Genomic DNA, 12417 nt, shown 5'->3' with positions numbered 1-12417 from the left:
TAAGGAAGGGTTATCAATTTGACCCATATTCAGAAAGAAATGGCCGTTTTCCGGGAAATTCCAGACCTCTATTTGCCAAGAATGTTCAAAAATGCCCATAAATAAAAACAACGATTTAAAGCCCGCCTCTTCCACGTCCCTTTTGGGGCAATCGGGGGATATCCATCATTGGGTTTTTGATCTTGATAACACGCTCTATTCAGCCGATTCACACCTGTTCGACCAGATCGACCGGCGCATGGGGGATTTCATTGCCTCCCTGCTTGATCTTGAATATCTTGCCGCCCGGAAAATTCAAAAAGACTATTTCCACACCTATGGCACCACCCTGCGCGGGCTGATGCTGCACCATAAGGTTGAACCCAAAACCTTTCTTGATTTCGTCCACGATATCGATCTTTCGGTCATTCCTGAAAATGCTGCCCTGATCAACGCGCTGGATGGATTGGAGGGTGATTGCGTTATCTTCACCAATGCCAGCCGCGATCATGCCGAACAAATTGTGGAACATCTTGGTATTACACGGTTTTTCGATGGTATTTTTGATATTTGTGATGCCGATTACCTGCCCAAACCCGAAATGGAAACCTATGACCGGTTTATTAAAACCCATGCCATTGACCCTGCCCGCGCGATCTTGTTTGAAGACACCGCAGCAAATTTAAAGCCCGCCGACCAGCTGGGCATGACCACTGTGCTGGTCACCCCCGGCGAAGACGGTGTGACCAACGAGACCAATGCAGACCATATCCACCACATCACAGATGATCTGGCGCACTGGCTCACCAAACAGACCAATGCGCCCCAGATGCCAAAACCGGGCGCAAAGGTTGACTAGAACGCGCCCGGAGGCCATTTTGTCACCGGAAAATTTTGAACCCACACGCCGTTTTTAGGGAAAGAAAACCAGACACATGTCCAATCAAGACCTGCAAAAAACCATCGACCAAGCCTGGGAAGACCGGGACGGAATTAGCCCTGACACCAAGGGTGCCACACGCGATGCGATCGAAGCGACCCTGGATCTGCTTGATACCGGCGAACTCCGGGTTGCCGAAAAAATTGATGGCACCTGGACCGTCCACCAATGGGCAAAAAAGGCCGTCCTTTTATCGTTCCGCATTTATGACATGGTGCCAATCCCCGGCGGGCCGCGAGACCCCAAACGTGGCGATAGCCCATGGTTTGATAAAGTCCCGTCAAAATTTGCCGGCTGGGATGATGCGCGTTTTCGGACCGCCGGTTTCCGCGCCGTTCCCAATTGCGTCGTGCGCCGCTCTGCCTATATCGCCCCCGGGGCTGTCTTGATGCCCAGCTTTGTGAACCTCGGCGCCCATGTTGGCGAAGGCACCATGGTTGATACCTGGGCCACCGTTGGGTCTTGTGCCCAAATCGGGGCCAACTGCCATCTTTCCGGCGGCATCGGCATCGGTGGCGTTCTGGAACCCCTCCAAGCCGGCCCCGTGATCATCGAAGACAATTGTTTCATCGGTGCGCGTTCCGAAGTTGCCGAAGGCGTGGTGGTGGAAACCGGTTCCGTGCTCTCCATGGGTGTGTTCCTTGGGGCGTCTACGAAAATCGTCAATCGCGACAGCGGCGAAATTATTATTGGCCGCGTGCCTGCCTATTCCGTTGTGGTGCCGGGCACCTTGCCGGGCAGGCCTCTGGCTGATGGCACACCGGGTCCTTCGCTTTACTGTGCGGTCATCGTCAAACAGGTCGATGAACGGACGCGGTCTAAAACCTCTATCAACGACCTGCTTCGGGACTAACCATGACTGGCCCACTCTCTGATCCACTGGACCTTGCCCAACGGCTGATCCGCCACCCGTCGGTAACACCCGCCGATGAAGGCGCGTTGGACACGCTTCAGGGTGCCCTGGAAACTCTCGGCTTTACCTGCACCCGCCTTCCCTTTGAAGAAGAAGGTGCCGATCCGGTTGATAATCTTTACGCCCGGATTGGCACAGATGAGCCCAATTTCTGTTACGCAGGGCACACCGATGTAGTGCCTGTGGGTGACCCTGCGGGCTGGTCCAAAAATCCGTTCAGCGGCGATATTGTCGATGGGGTGCTTCATGGTCGTGGGGCAGCGGACATGAAAGGCAGCATTGCCGCCTTTGTTTCCGCCACGGCCCGGTTTCTGGATGAACAAGGCCCCGATTTCGGCGGTTCTATCAGCCTGTTGATCACCGGGGATGAAGAAGGCGTTGGGATCAACGGATCGAGAAAACTGGTCACCTGGCTGCAAGACCAGAACGAAACCCTGACCGATTGTCTGGTGGGGGAACCCACCAACCCGACCACCTTGGGTGAAATGATGAAGATCGGTCGGCGCGGCAGTCTGGTGGGCTATCTGACGGTTCATGGCACCCAGGGCCACACCGCCTATCCCCATCTTGCCGACAATCCCATTGATCGGTTGTTAAAGATGCTGAATGCCATTGTTGAAAAGCCGCTGGATGATGGCACCGAACATTTCCAGCCGTCTTCCGTCGCGTTTGCCACCATTGATGTGGGCAACCCGGCCACCAACATTATCCCGGCCATTGCCAAAGCGACAATCAATATCCGCTTTAACGACAACCACACCCAGGCAAGCCTGAAGGCGTGGTTAACTGGCCTGTTTGATGCGGTTGGTGGCAAATATGAATTCCGCCACCAAGACAATGGTGAGGCGTTCCTGTGCGAACCGGGAAAGCTTGCGCAATCCATTGCCGATGCGGCTGAGGCAGTCACCGGCACACGCCCGGAAATGTCCACCACCGGGGGCACATCGGATGCACGCTATATTCACAAAATCTGCACCTGTGCAGAATTTGGCCTGATCGGGCAAACCATGCACAAAACCGATGAAAGTCAGGATGTCAGCGACATCACCGCACTCGCCGATATTTACAAGGGCGTGCTGGACCGCTATTTCGAAAAGGATTAAGCCCCCCGATGATCAGCTTGCGCGAAGTTTCTGCAGGTGTTTTCGGTGCGTGGCGGCTGGCCCATGGGGATCGAAGCGGCCTGAACTGGTTTGATGCAACCGCCAATGGGGCGGCGCGATCCTTCTGGGCCGGGGTGATCGCCCTGCCTGCCTATATCGTACTTTTGGGCCTCGAATTCTCTGAAAACCCCGTGAATGCCGGGCCAATGCAGCTCATCATGGTGTATGCCATTTCCTATGTTCTGGACTGGGCAAGCTTTCCCCTCGCCATGCGATCCATCAGCACGTCCATGGGAAAAGGCAAACATTATTACCGATACGTCTCGGCGCTGAACTGGGCGCGGGTCGTCGAGGTGGCAGTGTTCCTGCCCGCCGCCATTCTGGGCAGCATGTCATCGAATGGCATGTTCGCCCTGATCCCCGTAATCTTACTGATCGCGATTTTGATCTATCACGGGTTCATTGCCGTGGTCGCACTGGAAGCCAGCAAGGCCGAAGCTGGCATGGTGGTCGCCATGAACCTGGGGCTTTCCATCATCATCAGCCTGTGGGCACGGTCTCTGGTTAGCTGAGCTAATAATGAACGGCGGATAAATACAATCCATCAGGCGGTGCCGTTGGCCCCGCAGCGGCGCGGTCACATGCCACCAGTGCCTTTTCCACATCCCCAATCGTCCATTTTCCTTCCCCCACCAGCTTAAGCGTGCCGGTGATGATGCGCACCTGATTGTGCAGGAATGACTGGGCATGCAAATGCAGGGTGATGACTTCTCCGGTGCGGGACACCGATATTTCATCCAGTGTTTTTTCCGGGCTTTTGGCCTGACATTGGGCGGCACGAAAGGATGTAAAATCATGATGGCCCAGCAACACCTTTGATGCGCGATCCATGGCATCCGCATCCAGCGCCACCCCCACCCGCCATGCATGCCCCGCCGAAAGGGCCAAGGGTGCGCGCCGGGTGATAATCCGGTAATCATATTCTCTTGATTTGGCTGAAAACCGTGCATGGAATTCATCATCGACCGCAGTTGCGCGCAGCACGGCAATGGGCTGCGGCTTGAGGTGGAAATTAACCGCATCGCGCACGGTGTCTGCGTCCCAATCCCCTTGCAGATCAAAATGGGCAACCTGGGCACGTGCGTGAACCCCGGCATCGGTGCGCCCGGCACCGGTAACCAAGGCTGCCTCACCGGAAAAGCTTTTAATGGCGGCCTCCAGGGCGGCTTGGACGCCTAAGCCACTTTTCTGGCGCTGCCAGCCAACGAAGGGCCTGCCATCATATTCAACGTCGATGCGCCACCGGCTCACGGTTCAGGGTTTTCCAGGTTTAGAAGTTCCAAAATCAGGCCTTTTGCTACAGGAAAGCCCCGCAAAAATTCTGCGGCACTCTGCTTTTTTTTGCCCGATCGCTGCAAACTTAAAATTCGGAGACTGCCGACACCACAGGCAACAGTCAGGCGACCCTCCCCGTCCAGCACTTCACCGGGTTGGGTATTTTTTGCAGACGCCATAATTTGCACGTCATCGACCTTGATCCGGGTGCCATTGATTTCAAACCACGCACCGGGCCACGGCGTAAAGGCACGCACCTGAGAGGCAAGGTCTTCTGCTGATTTCTGCCAATCCAGGCGACCTTCTTCACGGGTCAACTTTTTCGCATAATTAACCCCGAACGTTGGCTGCGGTGTTGATTCCAAAAGGCCCGCTTCCAGCCCGTGCAAAACGTAAACCACCATGCGCGCGCCCAAAATGGCCAACCGGTCATGCAGTTCCATGGCCGTGACTGCGGGACCAAGAAAAATTTCTTCGCTCAACAATATCGGCCCGGTGTCCAGGCCTTCATCCATCTGCATGATGGTGATGCCGGATTTCGTGTCGCCCGCCAATATGGCCCGATGAATGGGTGCCGCCCCCCGCCAGCGTGGCAAGAGTGAGCCATGAATATTGATGCAGCCCTTGGGCGGCATTTCCAGAACTGGTGCGGGCAAAATCAGGCCATACGCCACAACCACGGCAATGTCGGCGCCGGTCGATGCCACCACATCGGAGAATTCTTTTTGGGCATCAACCCCGCGCAAGCTTTTGGGGGTGTGAACGGGAATGTCTAATTTCAGCGCCAATTCATGGATCGGGGAACGCTTTTCGGCCTGACCCCGGCCTGACGGGCGCGGGGGCTGGGTATAGACGGCGACGACCTCATGGGGGCTATCCATGATGGCAGTAAGCGCCCTTACGGCAAAATCGGGGGTTCCCATGAAGATGACGCGCACTGGATTTTCCTTAACCAAATCAACCGCAAATTAGGATCAGTATTTAGACTCAGTATATTGAAGCTTTCTCGGATTTCTCGGCTTTTTTAGCCTTTTTCAGCTTTCGCAATACCATGCTGCGCCGCAAGGCCGATATATGATCGATAAACAGTCTGCCATCCAGATGATCAATTTCATGCTGCAAACAGATACCCAACGTGTCTGATGCCTCAATTTCCCGGACCTCATTTTCATAATCGAGATAGCGCAGGCGCACCGATGCCGGTCGTTTAACATCGGCATAATGATCGGGCAGCGAAAGACAGCCTTCTTCTGCGATCAGGGTTTCTTCGGATGCCCAGAGTATTTCCGGATTGGCAAGCTGCATGGGGTTGCGTTTTTTGGACTGGCTATTTTTAGGATGCCCTTCTGGCACCTCTTCACCAACATCCAACACGATCACGCGCAGCTTTGATCCCACTTGAGGTGCCGCCAGACCGATGCCCGGGGCCACATACATGGTTTCCAGCATATCATCCATCAACTGGCGCACATCATCATCGACCCGATCAACGGGTGTGGCCTTGATTTTAAGCCTGGGATCAGGCGCGGTGATAATGGGCAAAATGGCCATGGTGGTGCTCTGTGATGCTCTGTCATGATTGTGCACGTCTGGCCATTACCTATCCCCGCAATTGCGCGGCGTCAATACCCCCAATTGCCCCCCCAAATTTAGCAATCGGGCCATATTCAAAACGCGGGCGCTATGCTAGGCTTTGATCATGGAATTAAGCGCCATCATTATCGTTATCGCCATCATCGCTCTTGGGGTTTTGGTGGTTTTTGTCCTGATGCGCGGTGAACGCCTCATGGGCTCCATCGGACAGATCGCAGACTCCAATTCCAGCAATCAGGATCGATTAAACGAACGCCTGAATGCCCAGGAACGGGTTATGACGAAACTGTTAGATGAACGGCTATCGGACGTTTCCAAACGCCTGTCTGATGGCATGATCAAATCCACTGATCGCACCAATGAAACCATGACCCATATCCAAAAGCGTCTGGCAGTAATTGATGAAGCGCAAAAGAACATTTCTGAACTCTCCACCCGCATGGTCGGGCTGCAAGACATCTTGTCCAACAAACAGGCCCGGGGGGCCTTTGGTGAAATCCAGCTAAACGATCTGGTCTCTGCCACCCTGCCACCATCGGCCTATACGTTCCAGGCCACCCTTTCCAATGGCAGGCGGGCTGATTGCCTGTTGAAACTGCCCAATCCGCCGGGCTCCATTGTGATTGATGCCAAATTCCCGCTGGAATCCTATAACGCCCTGCAAACGGCCACGTCTGAGGCCGATAAAAAGGTCGCAGCGCGGGCCTTTTCCGCCGATGTTCTGAAACACATCAACGACATTGCCGATAAATACATCATCGGCGGCGAAACCGCAGAACAGGCCCTGATGTTCCTGCCGTCCGAAGCCGTGTTTGCGGAACTGCACGCAAATTTCATCTCGGTCATTGAACAAAGTTACAAAAAACGGGTGTGGATTGTCTCGCCGTCCACCTGCATGGCCATGCTCAACACCGTCCGCGCGGTGTTGCGCGATGTGCAAATGCGCGAACAAGCCCACGTCATCCAGCGCGAAGTGGCAACACTGGGCGAAGACGTTCTCCGCCTTGATAAACGCGTCGGCAATCTGCGCCAACATTTCAATCTCGCCGAAAAAGACCTCGGCGAAATCGAAACCTCATCGCGCAAAATAACCTCCCGCGCTGAGCGCATCGAAAAAATCGAAATGGCCGAAGACGATGCCGAAGAATCCCTCACCGCCCCCGAAGCCCCGACAAAACCGAAACTGGTTTCGGGCGCGGATGACCGTCTCCTCTAAAACAAATTTTCCGGAAATATAAGCACGGTTTTTCTACGCAGCACGTTGCGGCTGAGCTGGAAATTGTCAGTGGTGACGCGCAGGGGGACGTAGCCTTGGTCGCGCATCAGGGTGGTGAAGTAGGCCAGCGAATCGAGGCCGAAGACATGCATGGGCACCACCATTTTAGGCTTGAGCGCCTTGATGGCTTTGGCCATTTCATCGTGGTTCAGCGTCATGCCGCCATCAACCGGGGCCATGACCACATCGACCTGTCCGATGCGGCCTAGATGGGATGGGGTCAATGCGTGATGCAAATGGCCCAGATGTGCCAGACACAAGCCATTGGTTTCAAATATAAAAATTGAATTCCCGGCGATTTCTGTGCCGCTGGCATCAAAATCGGTGCGGATGTTGGTGGCAACATTGCGCACCCGCATGTCGCGGATCGTCACGTTGTGGCGCGGGTATCCCTTTAAGGTCATCCAGCCCCGCAGGATATGGCGCACGCCCGGTTCCACAAAATCCGTGTAATGGCTGTCATGGGCGTGGTTCATGGTGACGATGTCGGGGGGAAAGCCCGCCACTTCGACCCCGTTGTAATCGGTGATGGCGGTCACGTTTTGCGGTGTGCGAATCAGAAAACTGGAATGGCCCAAATAACTGAGCGCCACCCTGCCCGGCAATAACACCGGGCCTTGGATAGCAGCGCGAGAAAAGCCCGCGTGCAAAAAATATGGATGGGGGGAAAGCGTTGGCGCACTTGCCACCGGCAGACAGGTTGCAAGGGCCGGTGCAGTCACACCGCCAAACAACACAGCCAAAGCCAAAACAAGAAACGCTAAACTTTTACGCGGACCGAACATGGATTTCTCCTCGCTCTGGTTTCGTTATCTATTCTGTTTATTCTGCTGCGTCTTTATTGGCGTCTTTTTTTGCCCAGTGTTCCAGATAATTCTTTGATGCTTTCGCAGCGCCCCGGGTCAGGGGCAGATCAAGGCCCAGAAGATCACCCAATTGGGCGACATGGTGGATGTCCTTGTTGAACAGGCCAGCGGCGCGTTTGGGGCCATAGGTGCCGTCTTCGACCACCAACGCTTTTTCCCATTTCTCAATAATGTTGCCTGAACTGACGCCTTGGGCCATTTCAAGATATTGCAACACATCCAACCCGCCTGCCTGGGCCAGCGCCACGGTTTCGGCCATCAACACCCGTTCCACAACATTGGAATAATTTTTGATAATCTTTGCCGTGTTGCCCGCACCAACGGGGCCAAAATGGATCACAGCTTTGCCCAAAGCCTCTAGATGGGGGCGAACCTTTGCCACCACTTCATCGGGGCCACCCACCAAAAAGGTCGCCCCGCCTGCGCGCAATACCCGGGGCACCGAAGTCACCGATGCATCCATCACATCGATGCCGGCTTTGGCGGCATCAGATGCGACCTGTCTTGTGGTATCGGGCAAGATGGTGCTGTGCAGGATTACCGGACAACCGGGTGAGACACCTTCCAGAACGCCTTTGGGGCCAAGGGTGGCATCCAGCATTTCCTGATCGGTGCGCACGAACACATGGACGAAATCGACATCTTTGGCCGCACTGGCCGCACAATCGACGGTTTGGGCGCCATCATTACTGGCCTTGGTCATGGCCGTGTCTGCAATATCAAAGGCTTTTACGGTGTGGCGGGATGCGAACAAGCGTTCCAACAGGGATGAGCCCATGGCCCCAACACCGACAAGGCCGATTTGCTTTCCCATGGCATGTTCCCTCACGTCACGTCCCCCGTTTAGTCCTCGGCTGCATCCCCGGCACTGGCACCTGAACCAAGTGTTGCGTGGAAAAATTCAAAACTGCGTTCATAAGATAAATCAGATGCCGCCTTTTGATCCGCTGGCACATCGGCATCGGGCGTGATCTGGGCAAAACTATGGGGCATGCCTTCATACCAGTGGACCTGATAGGTCTTGCCCGCCTGATCAAGGGTTTTGGTAAAGGCCTCAACCTCAATCACCGGGGTGGAATGATCATTGGTCCCGTAATGACATTGCATGGGGCAATTGATATTTTCAAGATCGCGCGTATCTGGGAACAGGCTTTGGTGATAGACCTCGCAGGCATCAAATTTATCACTGCGCGCCGCTGCCAAAAGCGACAAGCCACCACCAAGACAAAAGCCCATGACGCCAACATGGCCGCCTTCACCCACCCAGGGCAGGCTGCGCAGAAAATCGACGCCACCAATGATTTGATCGGCCGCCGCGCCAAAATCCAGAGAATTTTTGGCCTGCAACCGGCCGGTAATATCATCGGGCATATGGCCGCCCATAAAATCAGGTGACAAGGCAACAAAGCCTGCACGGGCATAGCGGCGCGTAATTTCGCGCTGTATCCAGGTCAGCCCCCCCATGCCCGAAAGCAAAACCACGCCCGGGCGTCCAACACCAGATTCCGGCCGTGCAATAAAGCCATCGGAATAAACCCCGTTGGTTTCATAGCCTGCATGAAGTGACACAATTTTCTCTGCTGTATTTTCTGGCATTTTTTTGTCCTGATTTAAGCGTGTGTTTGAAACGGTGCGCCGGCCACAACGACGCGATGCAGCATGCGGTACTGGCCTTGATAATCATTGATGGCGTAATGCATGGCCGTTCGGTTGTCCCAGAATGCAATAGAACCATCTTCCCACGAAAAGCGGGTGGTGTTTTCGGGCCGCGTTGCATGGGCATAAAGCATTTCAAGAAACGGCTTTGATTCCGCCTCTGTCCAGCCGTCGATCTTTGACGCATAGGTAGGATTGACGAACAAACATTTGCGCCCGGTTTCAGGATGGCGCACCACGACGGGATGGGATGTAAAGCGATCCCCCAGTTCTTCTTCGATCTTGGCAAGTTCCTTCGGGCTGACCTGGCGCTCAGGGCGGGGGTCATTGTAGAAAGAGCTTTTTTTAGCGTGAACCACTTTCAATGTCTCTACGGTTTTCTTCAAACCATCAGACAGGCTGTCATAGGCGGTGGCCATATTGGCAAAAAGCGTGTCCCCGCCACTTTCGGGCAAGACCTGTGCATACAGGCAAGACCCCAAGGGCGGGATTTCGTCAAAGGAATGATCCGAATGCCAGTTGCCACCCACATTGCGCACCTGATCGGCCTGTTTTTCGATCAAGCCAATTGCCGGAAAGCCATCGACGGTTTTTAAAAATTCTGCGTCTGGCACGGGGCCAAATTTTTCGGCCAGCGCCATTTGATGGGCGGGTTCCAGATTCTGGCTTCGAAAAAATAAAACGCCGGTTTCAAAAAGCGCATTTTTCATTTCGGCCACGGCAGAATCAGGGATCGGTTCCCGCAAATCAATGTCGCTGATGACCGTGCCCGTAAAGGCCGAAGCCGGGCGTAGATTAAGGACTGAATTTTTCATAATAACTCCCTGAATTTCCCAGATTTCCGGGTTTTTTACAGGTCTCCGCACCGTTTAGAATTTAATGAATTGCCCCCCGGGCAGCGGCCAGTTTTTCCAATGTCATATCCGGATCAAATTGCATGGCGGCCAATCGGGCATACAGATCACAGCATTCCATCAATTCTGCATGGGTGCCCGTCGATATGATCCGCCCGCGATCAATCACGGCGATGCGATCTGCATTGACCACCGTGGCCAAACGATGGGCAATGATCAACGTGGTCCGGCCTTCCATCAAGCGCTCCAAGGCCGCTTGGACAAGGCGTTCATTTTCTGCATCCAGCGCCGATGTCGCTTCATCCAACAGCAACACAGCAGGGTTGCGCAAAATGGCCCTGGCAATGGCAATGCGCTGGCGCTGGCCACCGGAAAGGCGTACGCCGCGTTCCCCCATAAAGGTATCAAAGCCATCGGGCATGCGGTCCAGAAATTCCGTGGCAACGGCGGCTTCGGCTGCGGCACGGACTTCTTCGTTCGTTGCGTCTTCGCGGCCATAGCGGATGTTTTCCCAAGCATTGGCAGCGAAGATCACCGGTTCTTGGGGCACAAGCCCAATTCGCTGGCGGGTGGCCACAGGATCAGCGTCTTTCAGGTCCACCCCATCCAGCGACACCGTCCCCGTTTGCGGGTCATAAAACCGCAGGGCCAATTGAAACACCGTGGTTTTGCCCGCCCCAGATGGGCCAACCAAAGCCACGGTTTCGCCCGTGGTAATGTCAAGGTTCAACCCCGTAAGCGCCGAGGTATCGGGGCGCGATGGATAATGGAACGTCACATCGGAAAACCGCACCGTCCCAACAGCCGGTTCTGGCAGGGCAACCGGGTTTTCCGGGGCCGTGATTTCCGGCTTTAACGCCATAATTTCAAGCAACCGTTCCGTGGCCCCGGCGGCGCGCTGCACATCCCCATACACTTCAGATAGCCCGCGCGCAGACCGCGCCATGACAAGGGCATAAAAGATAAAGGCAGACATTTCCCCGGCTGTGACCGTGCCTGTCAAAACCTTGTGGCCGCCGATCCAGATCATCACGCCAACGGCGCCAAACATCAAAACGATCACCGCAAAATTCAAAATGGCCCGCGCACGCGTCCGGTCAATGGCGGTATCAAAGGCGACCTCTGCACAATCGCGATAGATTTTTCGATCCTGTTCTTCGTGGCTGAAAGCCTGCACGGTGCGCACATTGTTGAGGCTTTCTTCGGCAAAGGCACTGGTTTCAGCGATTTTATCCTGAGACAATCGTGACAGCACCCGCACCCGGCGACCAAAAATAATCACCGGGGCAACAATCACCGGCACGATCAGAAAAATGGGGCCGGTCAGCTCGATAGAGGTGTACATCAGCATGGCCAAGCCACCGACCAGCATCAACGCATGGCGAATGGCCAATGACACCGAAGACCCGACCATGGATTGCAGCACCGTTGTATCGGTGGTGAGCCTGGACAGGATTTCACCGATCTTTGTGGTTTCAAAAAAGCCAACCGAAAGCCCGACCACATGATCAAACGTGCGGCGGCGCAAATCTGTCGCCACCCGTTCCCCCAACCACGAGATCAGGAAAAACCGGGCATAGGTAGACCCCCCCATGATAAAGACGATGACAAACAAAACGATCAGGGATTGATCCAAAAGGGCCGGGTTGGCCTTGGCAAAGCCTTCATCCACCAGATATTTAAGCCCCAACCCCATGGCCAGCACCGATGCTGCACCAACACCCAGCGACAAAAGGAACCCGGCAATCTGGAGGCGATAGGGTTTCAGATAGGGGTACAACCCACGCAGCGTCTTCAGGCTTTCGCCCCGTTCGCGATGCATGAAAGATGTCCGTCCACCTGCCCCATGGCCGCCGCCGGGGATCCCAGGAATACCAAAACTCATGACCCGGCTACTTTCTT

The 12417-nt window shown here is 54.8% G+C and carries 13 protein-coding genes; 5 read left to right on the top strand and 8 right to left on the bottom strand.

Features of this window, described 5'->3' with window-relative positions:
• Positions 1-91 precede the first annotated feature (91 nt).
• From HOJ08_05495 to HOJ08_05480, 4 genes are all read left to right on the top strand, one after another.
• Positions 92-838, top strand: a complete 747-nt coding sequence (locus tag HOJ08_05495) for a pyrimidine 5'-nucleotidase (GenBank protein MBT5672887.1) — start codon at positions 92-94, stop codon at positions 836-838.
• A gap of 76 nt (positions 839-914) precedes the next feature.
• Positions 915-1772 (top strand): 2,3,4,5-tetrahydropyridine-2,6-dicarboxylate N-succinyltransferase, encoded by an 858-nt coding sequence (gene dapD / locus HOJ08_05490; GenBank protein MBT5672886.1) that lies wholly within the window; start codon positions 915-917, stop codon positions 1770-1772.
• Positions 1773-1774: 2 nt separating this feature from the next.
• A complete protein-coding gene (dapE, locus tag HOJ08_05485) occupies positions 1775-2935 on the top strand; it encodes a succinyl-diaminopimelate desuccinylase (GenBank protein MBT5672885.1) in 1161 nt (386 codons plus the stop codon).
• Between the two features lie 8 nt (positions 2936-2943).
• Positions 2944-3507, top strand: coding sequence for a hypothetical protein (locus HOJ08_05480; protein MBT5672884.1), 564 nt, complete (start codon positions 2944-2946; stop codon positions 3505-3507).
• Position 3508: 1 nt separating this feature from the next.
• Here HOJ08_05480 and truA read toward each other — a convergent pair whose 3' ends face one another.
• The 3 genes from truA to HOJ08_05465 all read right to left on the bottom strand — a co-directional run bounded on the left by truA (position 3509) and on the right by HOJ08_05465 (position 5821).
• Positions 3509-4246 (bottom strand): tRNA pseudouridine(38-40) synthase TruA, encoded by a 738-nt coding sequence (gene truA / locus HOJ08_05475; protein ID MBT5672883.1) that lies wholly within the window; start codon positions 4244-4246, stop codon positions 3509-3511.
• Positions 4243-5193, bottom strand: a complete 951-nt coding sequence (locus tag HOJ08_05470) for a methionyl-tRNA formyltransferase (GenBank protein ID MBT5672882.1) — start codon at positions 5191-5193, stop codon at positions 4243-4245. Before HOJ08_05470 ends, truA begins: the two co-directional genes overlap by 4 nt.
• A gap of 64 nt (positions 5194-5257) precedes the next feature.
• On the bottom strand, positions 5258-5821 hold the full coding sequence (locus HOJ08_05465; protein MBT5672881.1) for a peptide deformylase: 564 nt from the start codon (positions 5819-5821) through the stop codon (positions 5258-5260).
• A gap of 148 nt (positions 5822-5969) precedes the next feature.
• Here HOJ08_05465 and rmuC point away from each other — a divergent pair, with 148 nt between their 5' ends.
• The gene (rmuC, locus tag HOJ08_05460; protein ID MBT5672880.1) at positions 5970-7079 is read left to right on the top strand and encodes a DNA recombination protein RmuC; all 1110 of its coding nucleotides are present in this window, start codon (positions 5970-5972) and stop codon (positions 7077-7079) included.
• On the opposite strand, the gene HOJ08_05455 is transcribed toward rmuC, so the two are convergent.
• The 5 genes from HOJ08_05455 to HOJ08_05435 all read right to left on the bottom strand — a co-directional run bounded on the left by HOJ08_05455 (position 7076) and on the right by HOJ08_05435 (position 12337).
• The gene (locus HOJ08_05455; GenBank protein MBT5672879.1) at positions 7076-7924 is read right to left on the bottom strand and encodes an MBL fold metallo-hydrolase; all 849 of its coding nucleotides are present in this window, start codon (positions 7922-7924) and stop codon (positions 7076-7078) included. The genes rmuC and HOJ08_05455 overlap by 4 nt on opposite strands.
• 37 nt (positions 7925-7961) lie before the next feature.
• Positions 7962-8819 (bottom strand): NAD(P)-dependent oxidoreductase, encoded by an 858-nt coding sequence (locus HOJ08_05450; protein ID MBT5672878.1) that lies wholly within the window; start codon positions 8817-8819, stop codon positions 7962-7964.
• Positions 8820-8848: 29 nt separating this feature from the next.
• Positions 8849-9601 (bottom strand): dienelactone hydrolase family protein, encoded by a 753-nt coding sequence (locus HOJ08_05445; protein MBT5672877.1) that lies wholly within the window; start codon positions 9599-9601, stop codon positions 8849-8851.
• Positions 9602-9615: 14 nt separating this feature from the next.
• Complete coding sequence (locus HOJ08_05440) at positions 9616-10476, bottom strand: hypothetical protein (GenBank protein MBT5672876.1); 861 nt, start codon at positions 10474-10476, stop codon at positions 9616-9618.
• A 61-nt stretch (positions 10477-10537) separates the two neighbouring features.
• Positions 10538-12337, bottom strand: coding sequence for an ATP-binding cassette domain-containing protein (locus HOJ08_05435; protein MBT5672875.1), 1800 nt, complete (start codon positions 12335-12337; stop codon positions 10538-10540).
• Positions 12338-12417 lie beyond the last annotated feature (80 nt).

Source organism: Rhodospirillales bacterium, assembly GCA_018666775.1.
Classification (GTDB): Bacteria; Pseudomonadota; Alphaproteobacteria; order SMXQ01; family SMXQ01; genus JABIXC01.
This window is presented reverse-complemented; position numbering and strand designations above follow the sequence as displayed.

Bases quoted from the DNA above. Each gene is read 5' to 3' on its own strand.
- HOJ08_05495 (MBT5672887.1), top strand. From the start codon at position 92: ATGCCCATAAATAAAAACAACGATTTAAAGCCCGCCTCTTCCACGTCC.
- dapD (MBT5672886.1), top strand. From the start codon at position 915: ATGTCCAATCAAGACCTGCAAAAAACCATCGACCAAGCCTGGGAAGAC.
- dapE (MBT5672885.1), top strand. From the start codon at position 1,775: ATGACTGGCCCACTCTCTGATCCACTGGACCTTGCCCAACGGCTGATC.
- HOJ08_05480 (MBT5672884.1), top strand. From the start codon at position 2,944: ATGATCAGCTTGCGCGAAGTTTCTGCAGGTGTTTTCGGTGCGTGGCGG.
- HOJ08_05470 (MBT5672882.1), bottom strand. From the start codon at position 5,193: ATGGGAACCCCCGATTTTGCCGTAAGGGCGCTTACTGCCATCATGGAT.
- HOJ08_05465 (MBT5672881.1), bottom strand. From the start codon at position 5,821: ATGGCCATTTTGCCCATTATCACCGCGCCTGATCCCAGGCTTAAAATC.
- rmuC (MBT5672880.1), top strand. From the start codon at position 5,970: ATGGAATTAAGCGCCATCATTATCGTTATCGCCATCATCGCTCTTGGG.
- HOJ08_05455 (MBT5672879.1), bottom strand. From the start codon at position 7,924: ATGTTCGGTCCGCGTAAAAGTTTAGCGTTTCTTGTTTTGGCTTTGGCT.
- HOJ08_05450 (MBT5672878.1), bottom strand. From the start codon at position 8,819: ATGGGAAAGCAAATCGGCCTTGTCGGTGTTGGGGCCATGGGCTCATCC.
- HOJ08_05445 (MBT5672877.1), bottom strand. From the start codon at position 9,601: ATGCCAGAAAATACAGCAGAGAAAATTGTGTCACTTCATGCAGGCTAT.
- HOJ08_05440 (MBT5672876.1), bottom strand. From the start codon at position 10,476: ATGAAAAATTCAGTCCTTAATCTACGCCCGGCTTCGGCCTTTACGGGC.
- HOJ08_05435 (MBT5672875.1), bottom strand. From the start codon at position 12,337: ATGCATCGCGAACGGGGCGAAAGCCTGAAGACGCTGCGTGGGTTGTAC.